22 protein-coding genes are annotated in these 19,290 nt (G+C 64.9%); 15 read left to right on the forward strand and 7 right to left on the reverse strand.

Features of this window, described 5'->3' with window-relative positions:
• The first annotated feature begins 25 nt into the window (after positions 1 to 25).
• From ACTDXD_RS22275 to ACTDXD_RS22290, 4 genes are all read left to right on the forward strand, one after another.
• The gene (locus ACTDXD_RS22275) at positions 26 to 1,360 is read left to right on the forward strand and encodes a M16 family metallopeptidase (RefSeq protein ID WP_440124380.1); all 1,335 of its coding nucleotides are present in this window, start codon (positions 26 to 28) and stop codon (positions 1,358 to 1,360) included.
• Positions 1,361 to 1,446: 86 nt separating this feature from the next.
• Complete coding sequence (gene dapB / locus ACTDXD_RS22280; protein ID WP_440124381.1) at positions 1,447 to 2,205, forward strand: 4-hydroxy-tetrahydrodipicolinate reductase; 759 nt, start codon at positions 1,447 to 1,449, stop codon at positions 2,203 to 2,205.
• On the forward strand, positions 2,202 to 2,693 hold the full coding sequence (locus tag ACTDXD_RS22285) for a hypothetical protein (protein ID WP_440124382.1): 492 nt from the start codon (positions 2,202 to 2,204) through the stop codon (positions 2,691 to 2,693). The genes dapB and ACTDXD_RS22285 overlap by 4 nt, the downstream gene beginning before the upstream one ends.
• Positions 2,694 to 2,715: 22 nt before the next feature.
• Complete coding sequence (locus ACTDXD_RS22290) at positions 2,716 to 3,183, forward strand: flavodoxin family protein (RefSeq protein WP_440124383.1); 468 nt, start codon at positions 2,716 to 2,718, stop codon at positions 3,181 to 3,183.
• Between the two features lie 18 nt (positions 3,184 to 3,201).
• On the opposite strand, the gene ACTDXD_RS22295 is transcribed toward ACTDXD_RS22290, so the two are convergent.
• Together ACTDXD_RS22295 and ACTDXD_RS22300 are read right to left on the reverse strand one after the other, a co-directional pair.
• A complete protein-coding gene (locus tag ACTDXD_RS22295; protein WP_440124384.1) occupies positions 3,202 to 3,642 on the reverse strand; it encodes an SRPBCC family protein in 441 nt (146 codons plus the stop codon).
• Positions 3,643 to 3,730: 88 nt separating this feature from the next.
• Positions 3,731 to 4,324, reverse strand: a complete 594-nt coding sequence (locus ACTDXD_RS22300; protein ID WP_440124385.1) for a toxin-antitoxin system HicB family antitoxin — start codon at positions 4,322 to 4,324, stop codon at positions 3,731 to 3,733.
• 125 nt (positions 4,325 to 4,449) lie between these two features.
• Between ACTDXD_RS22300 and thyX the strand changes: the two genes are divergently transcribed.
• The 6 genes from thyX to ACTDXD_RS22330 all read left to right on the forward strand — a co-directional run bounded on the left by thyX (position 4,450) and on the right by ACTDXD_RS22330 (position 12,793).
• On the forward strand, positions 4,450 to 5,199 hold the full coding sequence (gene thyX, locus ACTDXD_RS22305; RefSeq protein ID WP_440124386.1) for an FAD-dependent thymidylate synthase: 750 nt from the start codon (positions 4,450 to 4,452) through the stop codon (positions 5,197 to 5,199).
• A 71-nt stretch (positions 5,200 to 5,270) separates the two neighbouring features.
• The gene (dapA, locus tag ACTDXD_RS22310) at positions 5,271 to 6,176 is read left to right on the forward strand and encodes a 4-hydroxy-tetrahydrodipicolinate synthase (RefSeq protein ID WP_440124387.1); all 906 of its coding nucleotides are present in this window, start codon (positions 5,271 to 5,273) and stop codon (positions 6,174 to 6,176) included.
• A 95-nt stretch (positions 6,177 to 6,271) separates the two neighbouring features.
• Entirely contained in the window at positions 6,272 to 7,987 is a 1,716-nt protein-coding gene (locus tag ACTDXD_RS22315; protein WP_440127753.1) for a ribonuclease J, read from the forward strand.
• A 55-nt stretch (positions 7,988 to 8,042) separates the two neighbouring features.
• Positions 8,043 to 8,666: a TIGR03085 family metal-binding protein gene (locus ACTDXD_RS22320; protein ID WP_440124388.1), complete on the forward strand. Its 624-nt coding sequence runs from the start codon at positions 8,043 to 8,045 to the stop codon at positions 8,664 to 8,666.
• A gap of 117 nt (positions 8,667 to 8,783) precedes the next feature.
• Complete coding sequence (locus ACTDXD_RS22325) at positions 8,784 to 11,573, forward strand: DNA translocase FtsK (protein ID WP_440124389.1); 2,790 nt, start codon at positions 8,784 to 8,786, stop codon at positions 11,571 to 11,573.
• Between the two features lie 194 nt (positions 11,574 to 11,767).
• Complete coding sequence (locus tag ACTDXD_RS22330) at positions 11,768 to 12,793, forward strand: TerC family protein (RefSeq protein ID WP_440124390.1); 1,026 nt, start codon at positions 11,768 to 11,770, stop codon at positions 12,791 to 12,793.
• Here ACTDXD_RS22330 and ACTDXD_RS22335 read toward each other — a convergent pair.
• Complete coding sequence (locus ACTDXD_RS22335; RefSeq protein ID WP_440124391.1) at positions 12,783 to 13,067, reverse strand: YciI family protein; 285 nt, start codon at positions 13,065 to 13,067, stop codon at positions 12,783 to 12,785. The two genes, ACTDXD_RS22330 and ACTDXD_RS22335, sit on opposite strands and share 11 nt — an antisense overlap.
• Before the next feature lie 59 nt (positions 13,068 to 13,126).
• The gene (locus ACTDXD_RS22340; protein WP_440124392.1) at positions 13,127 to 13,654 is read right to left on the reverse strand and encodes an amino-acid N-acetyltransferase; all 528 of its coding nucleotides are present in this window, start codon (positions 13,652 to 13,654) and stop codon (positions 13,127 to 13,129) included.
• A 42-nt stretch (positions 13,655 to 13,696) separates the two neighbouring features.
• Here ACTDXD_RS22340 and pgsA point away from each other — a divergent pair, with 42 nt between their 5' ends.
• From pgsA to pspM, 4 genes are all read left to right on the forward strand, one after another.
• Entirely contained in the window at positions 13,697 to 14,365 is a 669-nt protein-coding gene (gene pgsA, locus ACTDXD_RS22345) for a CDP-diacylglycerol--glycerol-3-phosphate 3-phosphatidyltransferase (RefSeq protein ID WP_440124393.1), read from the forward strand.
• Between the two features lie 233 nt (positions 14,366 to 14,598).
• The gene (locus ACTDXD_RS22350) at positions 14,599 to 15,033 is read left to right on the forward strand and encodes a helix-turn-helix domain-containing protein (RefSeq protein WP_440124394.1); all 435 of its coding nucleotides are present in this window, start codon (positions 14,599 to 14,601) and stop codon (positions 15,031 to 15,033) included.
• Positions 15,034 to 15,242: 209 nt separating this feature from the next.
• A complete protein-coding gene (locus ACTDXD_RS22355) occupies positions 15,243 to 16,055 on the forward strand; it encodes a PspA/IM30 family protein (protein ID WP_330131668.1) in 813 nt (270 codons plus the stop codon).
• A gap of 34 nt (positions 16,056 to 16,089) precedes the next feature.
• Positions 16,090 to 16,899, forward strand: coding sequence for a phage shock envelope stress response protein PspM (gene pspM / locus ACTDXD_RS22360; protein ID WP_440124395.1), 810 nt, complete (start codon positions 16,090 to 16,092; stop codon positions 16,897 to 16,899).
• Between the two features lie 55 nt (positions 16,900 to 16,954).
• Here pspM and ACTDXD_RS22365 read toward each other — a convergent pair whose 3' ends face one another.
• Genes ACTDXD_RS22365 through ACTDXD_RS22375 form a run of 3 tightly spaced genes read right to left on the reverse strand, consistent with a single transcriptional unit; the run spans position 16,955 to position 18,849 of the window.
• Complete coding sequence (locus tag ACTDXD_RS22365; protein ID WP_440124396.1) at positions 16,955 to 17,560, reverse strand: energy-coupling factor transporter transmembrane component T family protein; 606 nt, start codon at positions 17,558 to 17,560, stop codon at positions 16,955 to 16,957.
• The gene (locus tag ACTDXD_RS22370) at positions 17,557 to 18,237 is read right to left on the reverse strand and encodes an energy-coupling factor ABC transporter ATP-binding protein (RefSeq protein ID WP_440124397.1); all 681 of its coding nucleotides are present in this window, start codon (positions 18,235 to 18,237) and stop codon (positions 17,557 to 17,559) included. Before ACTDXD_RS22370 ends, ACTDXD_RS22365 begins: the two co-directional genes overlap by 4 nt.
• A 15-nt stretch (positions 18,238 to 18,252) precedes the next feature.
• The gene (locus ACTDXD_RS22375; protein WP_440127754.1) at positions 18,253 to 18,849 is read right to left on the reverse strand and encodes a biotin transporter BioY; all 597 of its coding nucleotides are present in this window, start codon (positions 18,847 to 18,849) and stop codon (positions 18,253 to 18,255) included.
• A 247-nt stretch (positions 18,850 to 19,096) separates the two neighbouring features.
• On the opposite strand from ACTDXD_RS22375, the gene ACTDXD_RS22380 reads away from it, so the two are divergent.
• Positions 19,097 to 19,273 carry a hypothetical protein gene (locus ACTDXD_RS22380; protein WP_169688772.1) on the forward strand — a complete coding sequence of 59 codons (177 nt, stop codon included), beginning with the start codon at positions 19,097 to 19,099 and terminating at the stop codon, positions 19,271 to 19,273.
• Positions 19,274 to 19,290: the final 17 nt, after the last annotated feature.

Here is a 19,290-nt window from a genome sequence, read left to right on the forward strand (position 1 = left end):
ACAGCGCAGGACCGTAGAACAACCCATGGCCACAACCTTCGATTCTCTTTCATTCGACACCCCGTCGGCTGTCGCGGACACCGGCGTACGGCGCACTGTTCTGCCAGGCGGCGTGCGAGTCGTCACCGAACATGTGCCCGGTGTGCGATCGGCAGCAGTGGGTGTGTGGGTGGGTGTCGGCTCCCGCGACGAGCAGCCCTCGGTTGCGGGAGCTGCTCATTTTCTCGAGCACCTGCTGTTCAAGGCGACTCCCACGCGCACAGCTCTCGACATTGCCGAACTCGTCGACGGGATCGGTGGCGAGCTCAACGCATTCACCAGCAAGGAACACACCTGCTTCTACGCGCACGTACTCGACGACGATCTGCCGATCGCCGTCGATGTCGTCGCGGACGTGGTGTTGCGCGGTAGGTGCCGCAGCGTCGACGTCGATGTCGAGCGCCAGGTGGTGCTCGAGGAGATCGCCATCCGCGACGACGACCCCGAGGATCTGCTCGGCGATGCTCTGTTGACTGCGCTCTACGGTGATCATCCCGTGGGCCGTCCGATCATCGGTTCGCCGGAATCGATCGAATCGATGACCCGCAACCAGTTGCACTCGTTCCACGTGCGCCGATACACGCCGCAGCGGATGGTGGTCGCGGTGGCGGGCAACGTCGATCATGCACACACGGTCGAACTCGTCCGCAGGGCATTCGCAGGCCATCTCGATGAGTCGGCTCAGGCGGCACCGCGTCGCGAAGGAACATTGCGGTTGCGCACCGCACCCAGTTTGAGCATCACCGATCAGGACAACGAGCAGGCGCACTTGAGCCTCGGCGTCCGCGCGTTCGGCAGACACGATCCTCGACGTTGGGCGCTGTCGGTCCTCAACACTGCGGTCGGAGGGGGTCTGAGCTCGCGGTTGTTCCAGGAGGTGCGGGAGAAGCGAGGGCTGGCGTACTCGGTCTACTCGGGTGTCGACACGTTCGCGGACACGGGTGCATTCTCGACATATGTCGGGTGCCAGCCCGAAAACCTCGGCGACGTCGCCTCGGTGGTGCGTGAAGTCCTCACCGAGGTTGCCGAGCACGGCATCAGCGACGCGGAGTGTGCGCGCGCGAAAGGGTCGCTGCGGGGCGGACTCGTCCTCGGACTCGAGGACACCGGCGCCCGGATGCATCGGATCGGGCGTAGCGAACTCAGCTACGGGCGGCATTGGGGGATCACCGAGACGCTGGAGCGCATCGCCACCGTCAGCACCGAGCAGGTGCGTGAGGTCGCCGGTGAAGTGCTCCGGCGTCCCTATGCGGCGGCAGTCGTGGGGCCCTATCGGCGACCGCGCGACCTCCCGGCGTCCGTGCGCAGTGTCGTGGCCTGAGTTCGCGACTCATCCCGCCAACTCGGCGATCGTGCCGGTTGCGTAGGCTTTCTTCGAGAATGCGGCGACGGGAAGGGCGTGGATCGGTGGCGGACAAGACAGGTCTTCGGGTAGGGGTCCTCGGGGCGAAGGGCAAGGTGGGTCAGGCCATCTGCGACGCAGTGGATGCCGCAGCCGGGCTCGAACTGGCCGCGACGGTCGACAAGGGCGACGACCTCGATTCATTCGTCACGTCCGGAACCCAGGTCGTCGTCGACTTCACCCATCCCGACGTTGTCATGGGCAATCTGCAATTCCTGATCGAGAACGGTATTCATGCCGTTGTCGGCACCACCGGATTCGACGACGCACGCCTCGAACAGGTCCGGGAATGGCTCGACGCGAAACCCGACGTCGGGGTGCTCATCGCACCCAACTTCGCGATCGGCGCGGTGCTGTCCATGCGATTCGCGCAGGCCGCCGCACGCTTCTTCGATTCCGTCGAGGTCATCGAACTCCACCACCCGAACAAGGCCGACGCGCCGTCCGGTACGGCGTACCGCACCGCCCGGTTGATCGCCGAAGCTCGTGACGCGGCCGGGGTGGGTCGCAGCCCGGATGCCACCAGCACCGAACTGGACGGGGCGCGCGGTGCGGACGTCGACGGCGTGCGGGTGCATTCGGTGCGCTTGGCTGGTCTGGTTGCTCACCAGGAAGTGCTGCTCGGCACACAGGGTGAGACGCTCACGATCCGGCACGACTCGATCGATCGGTCGTCCTTCGCTCCGGGTGTGCTTCTCGGCGTCCGCGAGATCGGTTCTCGTCCGGGGCTCACCGTCGGAATCGACCCCCTGCTCGACCTGTGAGTTCGTCGGCGTCCGCCGGTCGCGACGTGGCGAAGGTGGTCCTCCTGATCGCCTTCATCGTCGCGGCGCTCGCGTTCTATTTCGTGAGACTGGGGCACACCGGAATCGCACTGATCACGAGCGGGGAGGCGGTGTCGATCGTATTCGGAATCGGCGTGTTCCTGCTCCCGTTGGTGGGTGTGTGGATCGTGTACGCGACGCTGCGTGCGGGGTTGGACCACCAGCGACTGTCCCGTCGCATCCACGAAGAAGGCCTCGACCTCGATGTCAGCGGCCTTCCGCGGATGGCCTCGGGACGGATCGAGCGCGACGCTGCGGACGAGCTGTTCCAGTCGGTGAAAGCGGAGTGGGAATCCGATCCCGACAACTGGCGTAACTCGTATCGCCTCGCCCGTGCGTACGATTTCGCAGGCGATCGCAGCCGGGCGCGCGAGACGATGAAACGCGCCGTGGCCCTGGAGAAATCCGAGCGCGACGGTGAGGCGTAGCGGCCCGCCGTAGTCTGCGGGCATGACCGAAGAGAATTCTCGCACCTTGCTCGTGGTCCACCACACCCCGTCGCCGTTCATGCAGGCCATGTTCGAAGCAGTGCTGGCAGGCGCGACCGACCCCGAGATCGAAGGTGTGACCGTGGTCCGGCGGCCTGCGCTCACCGTCTCGCCGATCGACATGCTCGAAGCGGACGGTTATCTGCTCGGCACACCTGCCAACCTGGGGTACATCAGCGGTGCGCTCAAACACGCGTTCGACGTCTGCTACTACCCGTGCCTCGATTCGACGCGTGGCAGGCCTTATGGGTTGTACCTTCACGGCAACGAGGGCACGGAAGGTGCCGAGCGCGCCGTCGACAGCATCACGACGGGGCTCGGCTGGGTCAAGGCCACCGACTACGTTGTCGCGTCGGGTAAGCCGAGCAAGAGTGATCTCGAGGCCTGCTGGGAACTCGGTGCGACCGTCGCCGCTCAACTGATGGATTGAGCGCGACGGCCGGGCTCGCTACCGGAAGTTCTTCTCCACGAATTTCGTCAGGCCCTTGCCTGCGGTCTCGATCGCGGTCTTCTCCGCACGGCGCACGAGGAATCCGGGCACCGGGATCTTGGGATCGATGGTGAGACTGAAGTCGACCTTGGTCCCGTTGTCGGTTGCGGTGAGCGTGTAGGCGCCGTCCTGCACATTCTGCTGCGTGCTCTCCACAAGGGTCCATGACATCGACTCGTTGCCGTTCCACGAGTAGTCGACGACCTGCTCGTCGGTGATGCCGATGATCGACACGGTCATGCGGACGCGGTGAGGCCTGCCGTCGGGGTGGGTGCTCTCGATCGTCACGGACTTGTGCGTCGACGACCATTCGGGGAGTCGCTCGACTGCTGCGATACCCGCCATCACCTGCTCCGGTGTCGCCTTGATCTCGAAGCTTCTGGTGCTGCTGACGGCCATGACCACTCCACCCCTCGGGTCCGCAACTCCGCGGACTGTGCCTTCGCGTGCGACGGAAATCTACCGCACGAGGATGCGTGGACAGGGCTCAGTCTGTGTGGGGCTTGTCCGGACCGTCCGCGGTGTCGTCGCTGCCGGTATCGGCTGACGCAGGTTTCTCGGTGTCGACCGGTGCTTCGGACGGGGTCTCGGGCGCAGAGGGTGCGGTGGTGGGTTTGCCAGTGGGCCAGCGCCATTCGTCGGCACGCCGCTGATAGCGCATCTGCTCGCGCAGCGCTCCCTGGACGGCTTGCCCCACCCATGAATTGAGAGAGACCCCGCTCTGCGCCGCAGCCTCCTCTGCGCGGGTCTTGATCTGCTCGACGAGTCGCAAGGTGACGCGGCTGATGTCGCCGGTCATCTCTTCGAACGTCGGGGGAGTGTCCTCGGCTTCGGGTGTGGGGCCGTCGTGGACCTCGATGACGGCCTCGGCTCCGTCGAGGCGGACGGTGACCCTGCGGTCGCCGAGGTGTTCGGACACCTCGGAGGCCAGATCGGACAGCGCGCTCAGGACTGCGAGACGGGCGGGGGCGGCAATGGCGGTGGCGAGGGCAGAGGCGATGCGTCGAGTCTGCTCGTCGCCGAGCTCTGCCGCGTTCCGTACGGAATCGGCGATGGCGTCGGTGTAGGTGTCGATATTCATGACGTCAGTGTGACGCCAACTATGACGTCGGTCAACTGTCATGAGTGATGTCGTGCGGGAGATTCGCAAGACCGGACGTTAAGGTCGTGCTGACTATCCGTGCGGAACCGTGGAGGGAGACGGGCATGGCGCCGATCGGACTGAAGGTCAGGCTCATCGCCAAGACGGAGTTCCTGCCGCCCGAGGACGTGCCATGGAGTACCGATGCCGACGGCGGGGAAGCGCTCGTCGAGTTCGCCGGCCGCGCGTGCTATCAGAGCTGGTCGAAGCCGAACCCCCGGACTGCCACCAACAGCGGGTACCTCAACCACCTTCTCGCCGTCGGCCACGATTCGGTGCTCGAACATGCGACGGTCACCTTCTACATCACCGGTATCTCCCGGTCGTGCACGCACGAACTGATCCGGCATCGACACTTCTCTTTCTCGCAGCTCTCTCAACGGTTCGTCCCGGGTGGGGATGCACCGGTTGTCATCCCCCCTGCCATCGAGGGAGACCACGAGCTCGAAGCCTTGTTCTTTCGCGCCGCAGAACGCAGCCGCGACGCGTACGTCGAACTCATCGACAGGCTCGACGAGAAGCTGGCGTACCTCCCACCCGGACCTCTGCGGGCCAAGCAGGTCCGTGAAGCCGCGAGAGCCGTCCTGCCGAACGCCACCGAAACCCGGATCGTGGTGACCGGCAACTATCGGTCGTGGCGGCACTTCGTGGCAATGCGCGCCACCGAGCATGCCGACGTCGAGATCAGGAGACTCGCCGTGGAATGTCTGCGGCAACTCGCGGCGGCGGCACCGAACGCCTTCTGCGACTTCACGATCAACACGCTCTCCGATGGCACCGAAGTTGCCTCGGGGGGCTTCCAGATCGACGGCTGAAAGCGCTGCCTGCCCGTGTCGTACACGAGCCGTGTTCCGGGTGGCAGCTTCTACGCGGTAGCCTTCTGACCATGACCAACGGTGATTCCGCAACTGCTGTCGAGCTTCCGTTCGGCACCATCGCAACAGCGATGGTGACCCCGTTCACTGCCGAGGGCAAGCTCGATATCGATGCGGGTGTTCGCCTCGCGACCTATCTCGTAGAGGGGGGATGCGACGCACTGGTTCTCGCCGGCACCACCGGCGAATCGCCCACCACCACCGAGAACGAGAAGATCGAACTGATGCGGGCCGTGCTCGCCGCTGTCGGCGACCGCGCGAAGATCATCGCGGGCGCAGGAAGCAACGACACCGCCCACAGCGTCGAGCTCGCCCGCGACGCCGCTCGTGCTGGGGCCCACGGCCTGCTCGTCGTCACCCCGTACTACTCCCGGCCGCCGCAGGCCGGCCTCTACGCGCATTTCGTTGCGGTGGCCGATGCCACCGATCTTCCGGTCATGATCTACGACATTCCGCCACGCTCGGTCGTCCCGGTCGAAACGGAGACTCTGCGCCTGCTGGCGGAACATCCACGCATCGTCGCGGTCAAGGACGCCAAGGGTGACCTCAACGCCGGTGCAGAATTGATCGGCACCACCGACCTGAAGTTCTATTCGGGCGACGACCCGCTGAATCTGCCGTGGCTCTCCGTCGGTGCGGTTGGCTTCGTGAGCGTCATCGGACACCTGGTTCCCGGACGCCTACGCGAACTGCACGCCGCTTTCGTCGAAGGCGACCTCGAACTCGCACGGAAGATCAACCTGTCCTTGATCCCCATCTACCGTGCGGTCGCGCGGCTCGGTGGGGTGAGCGCCTCCAAGGCCGGCTTACGGTTGATGGGAATCGATGTCGGGGAACCACGCCTACCGCAAGTTGCCCCGGTGACCGCTCAGATCGACGCGCTGGCCGCAGATCTGCACGCAGCGGGGGTGCTGTGATGAGCCGTCCCAATCGTGGCCGTGGTCGCGCGACCCGCAACGCCGGGCCCCCGACGTCCAAGCCCACCCGCCGCGTCAGCCAGAACTCCGCCGCAATGAAGCGTCCGGACCCGAGACCTACGACGGACCCCACTGCGCGCCTCGGCACCCCGCCGAAAGCTCCGAAGACCGGTTTGCGCGTCGTCGCGCTCGGTGGCATCGGAGAGATCGGCCGCAACATGACGGTGTTCGAGCACCAGGGTCGTCTTCTCATCGTCGACTGTGGTGTCCTCTTCCCCGAGGACCAGCAGCCGGGCGTCGACCTGATCCTCCCCGACTTCCGGTACATCGAAGATCGGATGGACGACATCGAAGCGGTCGTCCTGACCCACGGTCACGAAGACCACATCGGCGCACTGCCGTTCCTGCTGCGACTGCGTCCGGATATTCCGGTCGTGGGTTCGAAGTTCACGCTCGCGCTTGTTTCCGCCAAGTGTCGCGAGCACCGGCTGCGCCCGAACCTCACCGAGGTCACCGAAGGGGAGCGGACCACCCACGGACCGTTCGAGTGCGAGTACTTCGCCGTCAATCACTCGATCCCGGATGCGATCGCGGTGGCGATCCACACTTCGGCCGGCGTCGTGCTGCATACCGGAGACATCAAGCTCGACCAGCTGCCGCTCGACAACCGGCTCACCGATCTCGCCGGGTTCTCACGTCTCGGCGACGAGGGCGTCGACCTGTTCCTCGTCGACTCCACCAACGCCGAGGTTCCCGGGTTCGTGACCCCGGAACGCGAGATCGGCGGCGTGCTCGACAATGTCATCGGCAAAGCGAAGAACCGTGTCATCGTCGCGTCGTTCGCGAGTCATGTTCACCGAATCCAGCAGGTCGTCGACGTTGCGCATCGCTACAACCGGCGGGTCGCGTTCGTCGGGCGTTCGATGGTGCGCAACATGCAGATCGCGCAGGATCTCGGTTACCTCAACGTGCCGGACGGCCTCGAGGTCAACATCGACACAGCGGCATCGCTGCCGGACGATCGGCTCGTGCTGGTCTCGACGGGTTCACAGGGCGAACCGTTGTCTGCCCTCTCGCGAATGGCGCGCGGCGAACACCGACAGATCAACGTCAAGGAAAACGACCTCGTGGTCCTTGCGTCGTCGCTGATCCCTGGCAATGAGAACTCGGTGTTCGCAGTGGTGAACGGGCTCGCGAAGCGCGGCGCCACTGTCGTCACGCAGCAGAACGCGAAAGTGCACGTCTCGGGCCACGCCTCGGCCGGTGAGCTGTTGTACCTGTACAACGCGGTGCGACCCACCAATGCGATGCCGGTGCACGGCGAGTGGCGGCACCTCCGTGCCAATGCGGCGCTCGCGGAAGCGACCGGTGTGCCGAAGGAGCGGATCGTGCTCGCGGAGGACGGCGTTGTCGTCGACATGGTCGACGGACTCGCGGAGATCGTCGGCCGGGTACCGGTCGGCCATGTGTACGTCGACGGCCTCTCCGTCGGCGACGTGGGCGAGTCCACCCTGTCGGACCGGTTGATCCTCGGAGAAGGCGGCTTCATCTCGATTTCCGTCGCCGTCGATGCCACGACCGGTCGTGCGGTGAGCGCACCGGAGGTCTCGGGGCGAGGGTTCTCCGACGATCCGACTGCGCTCAACGAAGCAGCGCAACTGGTGGACAAGGCACTCAACGAACTCGCCTCGGAAGGCGTGACCGAAACTCACCGCATCGCGCAGGGCATCCGTCGTGTCGTCGGTCGGTGGGTTGCCGACACATACCGGCGTCGGCCGATGATCGTTCCCACGGTCATCGCGGTCTCCTGAGACACACGCCGGGATCGGTGGTGCCGTCGCGCGAGTTGCTCGTTAGAGTGGCGGAATGAGCCTTGCTCGACGTGAACGGCACGCCTTGGTCAAGACGATGTCGGAGGTCGGTCCGGAAGCCCGGACGCTTTGTGGTGACTGGACGACACGCGACCTCGCGGCGCATCTGCTGGTGCGCGAACGCCGCATCGATACGATGCCCGGAATCATGATCCCGGCGTTCGCAGCGCACACAGAGAAGGTCCGCCGCGAGGTGACCGACCGTCAGTGGGCGCACCTGCTCGCCGACATCGATTCCGGGCCTCCCAAGTGGTCGCCCCTATATCTCGTCGACTCGGTGGCGAATGCCACCGAGATGTTCGTGCACCACGAGGACGTGCGACGGAGCGTTCCGGGATGGGAACCGCGTCCCCTGCCTGCGGACGATGAGGATCAACTCTGGAAGTATGCGCGGACCATCGGTCGCACAAGCTACGGAGGCAGCGACATCACCGTCGTGTTCGAGCGCCCGGGCGGTGAGCGAGTGACCGTGCGCAAGCGAGGGCCGCGCACCGTCGTATTGAGCGGACGGCCGTCCGAATTGCTTCTTCACGCGTTCGGGCGCGACGAGGTGCGCCTCGAACAAGAGGGGGCCGAGGTGGATATCGCTGAGCTCGCAGGTTCGAGAAGGGGGCTCTGAGCAGCACGTATCGCCGCCGGGGAGTAACCTTCCGGTTCCGTGCTGTGACCAGTGCCGCCGTGTGGGCCCCGTGTTGCTGATGGTTCGCCAGTGGCCCATGCGGCTACCCTGGCGGATATGGCAGGAAAGTCGGGTAGCCGCGCATCGTCCGCTGCGACCTCTCGGTCGCGGTCGGGTACGCGCGCGTCGACCTCATCCGGTCGAGCGGAGGCTGCCGCCACCAGATCGACCTCGTCTGCGAGAACACCCGCCGCGCGTTCCGCGAAGGGATCGACTGCGAAGAAATCGGCGCCGAGGAAACCGGCCGCGAAATCCTCGAGTTCCAAGTCGCCCGGCAAACGTCAGCCTCAGGCTTCCGGTGCGCGTGCCTCGTCCGCGGCGCGTCGAACCCCCGCGAGGCGCCCGAGGGGAGGTTCCGCCGCGCCACCTCGCCGAGCATCGGGAGGACTGCTCACAGCGATCGGCAAGAGCGTCGGTGCCACCTGGTTCATGATCGCCCGTGGACTCGGTGCCACCACGCGGACGATGGGACGTGCGACCGATATCGAACATGGTCACCGTCGTGACGGAATCGCACTCGGTCTCGTCGCGTTCGCGGTGGTTGTCGCAGGTTCCGTGTGGTTCGGCGTAGGCGGACCGGTCGGTGAATGGATCGAAACCGGAGTACGGGCGGTCACGGGCGGGGCGAGTGCCGTATTACCTCTCGTCGCCGTCGGTGTGGCGGTGGTTCTCATGCGGACCGAACCCTGGCCCGAAGCTCGCCCACGCCTGGTACTCGGGTCGCTGCTCGTCGCGCTCCCTGCGCTGGGACTCTGGCACATCGCGTCCGGCTCACCCACCGACGCCGACGGGCGCTCGGAGGGCGCGGGCTTCGTGGGTGCAGCCGTCGGCGGTCCGGTCACCGCCGGCCTGACGGTGTGGTTGTCGGTACCGTTGATGTTGATGGCCATGGGTTTCGGGATCCTGCTGATCACCGGCACCACGATCCGTGAACTACCCGAACTCTTCCGCGATTTCTTCGGCCTGCCCTACCGCGATGACGACGGGTACGGGCATTACGACGAGTACGGCGCATACGACCCCGAGCACGACGGCTACTCAGACCATCTCAATCCCTTGCTCCACGAGGACGACACCGAGAAACCGCGGTCGCGCCGTCGTCGGACCCCCAGCGAGAACTACCCGACCGACGAGTTCGACGGCGACGCACGCACCGAGGTCCTGCCGCTGTGGGACGAGCCGGACACGTCGACGGCGCCCGAGCCGGAACCGGAGCCGGAAGCTCCGAAACCGCGAGCCCGCGCCAAGCCGAAGGCGTCCACAGCCGCGGCGGTGGTGCCGACGCCCGCCCCGCCGGAGCCCGCTTCCGACGTCATGGAGCCCCTCGTTCCGGACCGGGTCGTCGAGGGCGACTACACACTCCCGTCCCTGTCCCTGTTGATGGAGGGTGACCCGCCCAAGACTCGCTCGGCGGCCAACGATCAGATGATCGAGGCGATCACCGAGGTCCTGGAGCAGTTCAAGATCGACGCGGCGGTCACCGGTTTCACCCGAGGCCCGACCGTCACGCGATACGAGGTCGAACTCGGGCCCGGTGTGAAGGTCGAGAAGATCACTGCCCTCGCACGCAACATCGCGTACGCAGTCGCGACCGACAACGTCCGGTTGCTCGCACCGATTCCCGGGAAGTCCGCGGTCGGCATCGAGGTACCCAATTCCGATCGCGAACTCGTACGCCTGTCCGACGTGCTGGGGGCTGCCTCCACTCGGCGCGATCACCATCCGCTCGTCATCGGTCTGGGCAAGGACATCGAAGGCGACTTCGTCTCCGCAAACCTTGCGAAGATGCCGCACCTCCTTGTGGCAGGTTCCACCGGCTCCGGAAAGTCCAGTTTCGTCAACTCCATGCTGGTGTCGCTGCTCATTCGTGCGACACCGGAAGAAGTGCGAATGATCCTCATCGACCCGAAGATGGTCGAACTGACGCCGTACGAGGGTATTCCACACCTGATCACACCGATCATCACGCAGCCGAAGAAGGCTGCAGCCGCCCTGGCGTGGCTTGTCGAAGAGATGGAGCAGCGCTACCAGGACATGCAGGCCAACCGGGTACGGCACATCGACGACTTCAATGCGAAGGTGAAGTCGGGTGAGATCACCGCGCCGCTGGGCAGTGAGCGTGTCTACCGCCCGTATCCGTACATTCTGGCCATTGTCGACGAGCTCGCGGACCTCATGATGACCGCGCCGCGCGACGTCGAGGACGCGATCGTGCGGATCACTCAGAAGGCTCGTGCCGCCGGTATCCACCTCGTGCTGGCCACCCAGCGGCCATCCGTCGACGTCGTGACCGGCCTGATCAAGACGAACGTGCCCTCACGACTCGCGTTCGCGACGAGCTCGCTGACCGACTCGAGGGTCATCCTCGATCAGCCCGGCGCCGAGAAGCTCATCGGTATGGGCGACGGACTCTTCCTGCCGATGGGTGCAGGCAAACCGATCCGTATGCAGGGCGCGTTCATCACCGACGAGGAGATCTCGGCGGTGGTCGAGTTCTCGAAAACCCAGGCCGAGCCCGAGTACAACGAGGGCGTCACGGTTCCGAAGGCCGGCGAGAAGAAGGATGTCGATCCCGACATCGGCGACGACCTCGATGTGTTCCTGCAGGCGGTCGAACTCGTGGTCACGAGTCAGTTCGGATCGACCTCGATGCTGCAGCGCAAACTCCGCGTCGGGTTCGCGAAGGCCGGCCGTTTGATGGATCTCATGGAGACCCGAGGCGTGGTGGGACCGAGCGAAGGAAGCAAGGCTCGTGAGGTACTCGTCAAGCCGGATGAACTCGACGGTCTGCTCTATTCGATCCGGGGCGGTGGCGATGCGGCCGAAGGTGACGCCGGCGGCATGTGACGTGTCGCGGCGTGCGCCGCGTAGAAGATGTGGCACAATCGTGACAGCTGTGGAGGGGAGTATCCCCTTATTCGCGGCAGTCTCGTCAACACGTTCGGCACCGCTGTCGCTCCGGGACTGCCGGTCCGGGATTCGTTCCCGGGCGGGAGAGACCTCCGGCAGGTACGCATACCTACCGGAAGGCCGAGGTGCATATGCACGTCACATTGACGACCTGGTTGATCACGATCGCAGTGATCATCGGGCTGTTCGTCTTCGATTTCTTCGCTCACGTCCGCAAACCACACGCGCCGACCCTGCGGGAATCCGGTTTCTGGTCCGCGGTGTTCATCGCCATCGCGATCGTCTTCGGTGTCGTCGTGTTCTTGGTGTGGGGGCCGACGTACGGCGGCGAGTACTTCGCCGGCTACATCACCGAGAAGGCGCTGTCGGTCGACAACCTCTTCGTCTTCGTCATCCTCATGGCGACCTTCGCGGTACCGCGTGAATTTCAGCAGAAGGTCCTCACGATCGGGATCGTGCTGGCGCTGGTGATGCGCGGCATCTTCATCGCGGTCGGAGCAGCCGCGATCAACGCCTACAGCTGGGTGTTCTACCTGTTCGGATTCTTCCTGATCTACACGGCCGTCAAGCTCATCCGCGACCACGGCGATGAAACCGAGAGTGTGTCCGAGAACAAGATGGTCGTTCTCGCCCGCAAGTTCCTGCCGGTCCACGACGAATACGACGGCGACAAGCTGGTTACCCGCATCGACGGCAAGAAGATGGTCACCCCGATGCTGCTCGCGTTGCTCGCGATCGGCTTCACCGACATCCTCTTCGCGCTCGATTCGATCCCCGCGATCTACGGACTGACCAGCGAGCCGTACCTGGTGTTCACTGCCAACGCCTTCGCTCTGATGGGGCTACGTCAGCTGTTCTTCCTCATCGGTGGTTTGCTCGAGCGCCTTGTCTTTCTCTCGTACGGCCTATCGGTGATTCTCGGCTTCATCGGCGTCAAGCTGATCCTCCACGCGCTGCACGAGAACACACTCGGATTCATCAACGGTGGCGAACACGTGATGGTCCCGGAGATCTCGACTGCAGTGTCGCTGATCGTGATCGTCGGGGTGCTCATCGTCACCACGGTCGCGAGCTTGATCAAGTCTCGAAACGACGACAAGAGGCAGGACGACGAGCCCGGTGACAACACGACCGGGGCGAAGGGTCTCAGTCGTTGAACACACCCATCACCGGATTCCAGCCGGTGATCCGGACGGCGTCGATCAGCGTCAGCTGAGCGAACGGATCCTGCGCCATCAGGTCGTGCGCTGATGCCTCGTCGGCGACGTCGATGAGGATCAGCGCGCCGGAACCGTCGGCCCACGGCCCAGTCGCCCGCACCGTGCCTTTCTCGACCAGATCTCCGAGCCAGGCACGGTGCTTCGGGCGGTGCTCGTCGCGGGCTGCGGTGGTGGCATCGGAGTAGGTGTATTCGACAGCGAACAGGGCCATGGGTTCTCACTTCCGTACAGGATCGAGCGTTCGGGATTCTCGGATCGCGGGAGCTGAACTCACAGGGTGAGCAACATCCGGGTGTTGCCGAGCGTGTTGGGCTTCACGTAGCTCAAGTCCAGGAATTCCGCAACGCCCGTATCGTACGACCGGCACATCTCTGCGAAGACCTCGGAGGTCACCGGCGTTCCGTCGATCTCCGCGAACCCGTGGCGTGCGAAGAACGAGACCTCGAAAGTCAGGACGAAAAGCCGTTCGAGTTCGAGTTCACGCGCGACCTCGATCAAGCGCGAGACGATGAGGTGCCCTGTGCCGCGTCCTGTGACCTGGGGGTCTACCGCGATGGTGCGAATCTCGCCGAGGTCCGACCACAGAACGTGGAGGGCCCCGCACCCGACCAGTTTGCCTCCGAGTTCGGCGATCCAGAACTCCTGAACGGATTCGTACAAGGTCACGAGATTCTTTTCGAGAAGAATCTTCCCGGCGTAGATGTCGATCAGCTGTTTTATTCCCGGCACGTCGGAGGTTCGGGCGCGCCGCACGACAATCCGGTCGTTCGTGTCCTGTTCGTGGGCCGGTGAAGTCATGCGGTGAACAGTAGCGCGTGAATGTACCGATATTGTGGGCGCATGAGCACGCCCCGCCAGTCCGTTGCCGCATCGGGCGGGAGCGGCGCCGCACCGGGACCGAATGCCGGTTCCGCGCACGACCCGGTCCCGCTGTGGAATATCGCCAACATACTCACGGTGCTGCGCATTGCACTGGTACCGGTGTTCCTCGTCTTCTTGTTCATCGGCGATGGGCAGGAGACTCTCTGGCGGCTCGCGGCAGCAGCGGTCTTCGCGATCGCCGCGATCACCGACCGTATCGACGGTCAGCTCGCCCGCAGGCTCGGGCTCGTCACGGACTTCGGCAAAATGGCCGATCCGATCGCGGACAAGGCGCTCATCGGGGCCGCCCTGGTCGGGCTGTCGCTGCTCGGAGATCTGTCGTGGTGGATAACCGGCATCATCGCCGTGCGCGAGCTCGGTATCACCGCACTGCGCTTCGCAGTACTACGGCACGCAGTGATACCCGCCAGTCGTGGCGGCAAACTCAAAACGTTGGTACAGACCGTCGCGATCGGCGTGTATCTGCTTCCGCTGCCCGACGTCGTGGCACCGTTCGCTATGGCTTTGATCGTGCTGGCGGTAGTGCTCACGGTCGTCACCGGGCTCGATTACGTCGTCCAGGCGGCGAGGCTGCGCGCCGGAGTACGTCGCGCCGAACAGGAGCACCTGAACGGTGATCCCGCGTGAGAGCACGTCATGCTCCGGCCGAGGACACTGCGACGTGAGCTGCCTGATGACGAAGCGAACTGGGCATGTTCATGTTTGCTCACCAGAAGGTATGGCTACTCACGCGCTGGGGTTCCCAGGCGGCGTTGTAATGTCTGTGCACCGCGGTATTCGAAGTCCGGTGGATGCCCGGGAACCTCGCGACCGTGTCGCGCGTTGTCGAGGTATAGGCACGACGGACGAAGGAGGATGCGATGGCGCTGTTGTTGCGTGAGGCACTCGGTGACAGCCTTCGGCGCACCCGTGTTTCGCAGAGCCGCACCCTGCGTGAAGTCTCCAGCAGCGCCAGGGTCAGTCTCGGTTACCTCTCGGAGGTCGAACGAGGGCGGAAGGAAGCATCGAGCGAACTGCTCGCCGCGATCTGCGACGCACTCGACGTGCCCCTGTCCGATGTGCTTTTCGACGTCAGTGAGTCGCTTGCCGACCGGGCTCTGCAGGGTACCGGCGCGGACGTGATGATGCCGGGTGGCTACGCAGGCCCGGACGCGGCGCACCCCGAGTCGGGTGTCGAAACAGTCGACGCAGCCCTTCTGAACTCGGACTCGCTGCTTGCCCAGGAGTCGCTCATCACGCAGGAGACTCGCGTGGTGATTCCGGCACCGGCGGCACGGGCGCTCGCTGCGGCATAACATGGATCGCGACCGTGTCGGCCTCGCCGAATACGGACGAAAGCGACACAGCGTGGGTCACCGTCCCGGGGGGTGGCTCGAGTCGCCAGGTGGGATCGCCGGATCGGTCGAGTCGAAGGTGACCGGCACGGCGAACCGGAACCGGTGTGCGAGGGTCGCGCACCGGGTCGCGTTCGGCGCGGCGTACAGATGGAGGCGGGATCACACCCATGGCTAATCCGTTCGTCAAGGGTTGGAAGTACCTCATGGCGCTCTTCAACTCCAAGATCGATGAGAAGGCCGATCCGAAGGTTCAGATTCAGCAGGCGATCGAGGATGCGCAGCGTCAGCACCAGGCGTTGTCGCAGCAGGCAGCATCAGTGATCGGCAACCAGCGCCAGCTGGAGATGAAGCTGAACCGGCAGCTGGACGAGGTCGAGAAGCTCAATGCGAGCGCTCGTCAAGCCGTTATGATGGCCGACCAGGCCAGCAACGCCGGCGACACGGAGAAGGCGATCCAGTACACGAATGCAGCCGAGGCGTTCGCCGCGCAGCTTGTCACCGCCGAACAGTCGGTCGAGGATCTGAAGGTCCTGCACGACCAGTCGCTGCAAGCGGCGGCTCAGGCCAAGAAGGCCGTCGAGCAGAACGCCATGGCGCTACAGCAGAAGGTGGCCGAGCGCACCAAGCTGCTCAGCCAGCTCGAGCAGGCCAAGATGCAAGAACGCGTCAGCGAATCGCTGCGGTCCATGGACTCGACACTCTCAGCTCCGGGCACCACGCCGAGCCTGGATGCCGTGCGCGAGAAGATCGAGCAGCGCTACGCCACCGCACTCGGCTCGGCCGAGCTCGCCCAGAACTCGGTACAGGGACGCATGCTCGAAGTGCAGCAGGCCACTGTTCAGATGGCCGGTCACAGCCGTCTCGAACAGATCCGTGCTTCGATGAAGGGCGACGCACTGCCGGGCGGCGCACCGGCGAATCCCGCCGTCAATACTGCAAAGGAACCTCCGAACGCTGCTGGCTCTGCAGGGTCCCAGTAGTCGCGCAACCTCCATCGAGCGGAACTCGACAACCATGAGCACACCCGACGACGGCCGGACCGGAATGACGCCCGGTCCGGCCGTCGCCGCGCTCAGGGAGGTGACCGACGCTGCGGTGGACGTCGCGCGCCGATGGCGTGATCCGGCGGCGAAACTTCGACGAAAGAAGCGCCGTGCACGTCGTCGTGCCGGATTCTTCGGTATGACCGCCGGAACGTGGGGTATCGGCACTGCAACTCTGGTCGCGGCGTCGGCGCCCGAGTGGACGGTGGTCGCTACCGGCGGTGCAACCGCCGTGTTCGCGGTACCGGCGATCTTTGCGTTGCGCACCTTCCGTCGTCTCGACGCGGTTCCACTCCCACCCGCCGCTCCGGCGCGCAGGTCCTTGCCGCCGACCGGATCGGTGGCCCGAGCTGCAATGCAACGGCTGTCGAGTAACGAGCAGGGCCTCGAGCGATTACTCGCCGTCGTCTCCAAGTCCGGTGCAGTGGCGGGTGACGACCTCGAGGAGATCGGAGAGGCCGCCCGGTCGGCGTCGTCGGCGCTCGACAGCGTCGTCGAGGACATCGTGGCGCTCGAATCGGCTGCCCGAGCCAGCGAGGCGGCAGGCGTTCACCTGGGTCCTGCCATCATGGCGGCGGGGCAGCGGCTCGACTCGGGCGTCGACCAATACGAACAGCTCGTCTCCGCTGCTGCGAAACTCGCCGCAGCGCCCGAAGGTACACGGTCGATGGCGTTCCTCGACCGGCAGCGGACCGAACTCATCGATGCGTCGGAACGGCTGGAGAGCTGGGCGCAGTCCTGGCGTGAGATCGAGCAGATCCAGGAACGCCACCGACACTGAACCGCTATTGCGTCGGCGAGAAACGGCCGCGTACAGCTGTCAGTCGTCGACCCTGTCAGTCGTCGACACCGCGTGCCGCGAGCGCCTCTCCCATCGCCTCTGCGGTCATGAGCGCGCCCACTACGACGGGCACGACCAGAGCCCGCAATGAGAAGCCCAGCCCGCGTGCTTTACGAGCCTCGGTGACACGCGCGACCATCGATCCCAACAGCGGAATGCAACGGATCGTCATCACGAGCACGAGTCCCACGCGGTCCGGGTCCACTCCCACCCGCCGAAGCGGCCGCACAGCCGCAACGATCGCGTCGAGCATGTCCGTCATGCGGGTGGTCAGTGTGATCAGCAGGGCGAGAGCAATCGCCAGAAACAGCGATCCACAGATCACGACGGCGCGTTCCCATCCCGCCACGATCATCTGGAAAACCGCGATGATCGCGAGCATCCACAGCAGCGGTCGCAATTGCGTTGTGGCGAGCCGTACCGGGATCCGGGCGAGGGTGTAGGCACCTGCCACGGCGACCGCACAGGGCAGGACCTGCCACGGCTGCCGGATCCACAGCGTCATGACAACGATCGTCAGTGACACGACAATGAGCTTGGCTCCGGCAGGCAAGCGGTGCAGCGGGGAGTGCCCAGGGTGGTGCAGGCCGACGATGCTCACCCGATGAGGTCCCGGTAGAACCTGATCGCCGGACCCGGTGCATCGTCGGCAACGATGCGTCCGGCATCGACGACGAGTACCCGATCGAAGTCGCCGAGCAGATCGAGCTGGTGGGTCACGACGATCAGCTGCTGTCGGAGGTTCGAGAAAGTCCGGGCGATCAGTTTGGTGTTGCGTAGGTCGAGGAGAGTGGTCGGTTCGTCCGCGACCAGGATCTGCGGGTCGGTGACCATGATCGCGGCGAGCGCGAGCAACTGTTTCTGCCCCCCGGACAGGAGGTGACTCGGGTGGTCATGATGCGCGGCGAGACCGAAGTCGTCGAGCACCTGCCGGACTCGCTCGTTGCGCTCGGCTTTACCGAGGGAGCTGCGGCGCAGGGAGAATGCGACGTCCTCTGCGACTGTCGGCATCACGATCTGGTGATCCGGGTCGGTGAAGACGAATCCGACGCGTTTACGGACCTCGCGCCCTTTGCGGCCGGTGTCGAGTCCGTCGACGGTCACCGAACCGGAAGTGGGGACGACCAACCCGTTGATCATGCGTGCGAGTGTCGACTTGCCGCTGCCGTTCGCGCCGACGATGCCGATGCGGGGTTCGGTCAGGACGACGTTCACGTCGTCGAGGACCGCACGCTCACCATAGGCGTGGCGGACCTGCTGGAAACGAATCTCGCTCATCGTGTGGTGCAGCGTTCAGTGCGCGGGGTCGGCGTTGGGCGCGTGTCTGATCGGGGACATGAGCAGGGCGGGATAGGCCCGATGCACCTGGGCGGCCACTGCGGCGGCAACGACGGCCTTGAACAGGTCGCCAGGAAGGAACGCGACGTTGGCTGCGAGAGCGGCCCACACGGTCAGATCGGTTCGCAGCACCATGCCGGCAATTCCGAACGCGTACAGCACCACAATGCCGCCGAGTACATTCGCCGCGATACCCGGGAGGACACGATAGCGGGGAAGCATGCGCGCGCTGAGCCACCCGATCACCGCAACTGCCGGAATCCAGCCGAGCAGGAAGCCTGCCGTAGGGCCGGCGAGCGAGGTGAGTGTGGTCCGTCCCCCTGCGAGTACCGGAAGCGCAAGCCCGAGAAGGATCACGGTCGAGACCGACAGCATGCCCTTACGCGCGCCGAGCAGAGCACCGGCGAGCATGACGCCGAGGGTCTGCAGGGTGATCGGGACGCCCGAGGAACCGATCGTGATCTGGCCTGGCAGGCCGAGAGCGATGATGAGGGCGGCGAATACCGCGATCTGCGCCAGATCGCGGGCGGGGGTCAGGCGGCTCGGGGACACGTTCACTCAGCTTCCGACAGTCGACTTCCGAATTTGAGGACCAAACCCGTCGAGCGTAGGCGGGTGCGGAGACCTCCGCACCACCACCCTGGGTGAACGCCGACCCCGAGTGGTCTCCCCGGCTTCTGCGGGTATCCCCTGATTTTTCCCTGATCTATGCTCTGAGCTGGTGTTTTCTCAACGGTGTCGTGTCAGGATCGTGTGAGTACGACACGGAACGTGCTCAGGCACGAGGCGGGAGAAGACGATGTTCTGGAAGATTGTCGGAGTAGTGGTGCTGGTATGGATCGGGCTTGCGGTGATCGGCGCAGTGTTCGACCACCTGTTCGGGATCCTGGTGCTGGGTGCGATCGCATTCGGCGGTTACATGCTGTACAAAGCCATCTCCGGAGGAAATCGGCGCGACGACATCACGCGGGTCTGAGCGAGACCGCATAGTGG

This window comes from Rhodococcus sp. SJ-3, assembly GCF_051918125.1.
Classification (GTDB): Bacteria; Actinomycetota; Actinomycetes; order Mycobacteriales; family Mycobacteriaceae; genus Rhodococcus.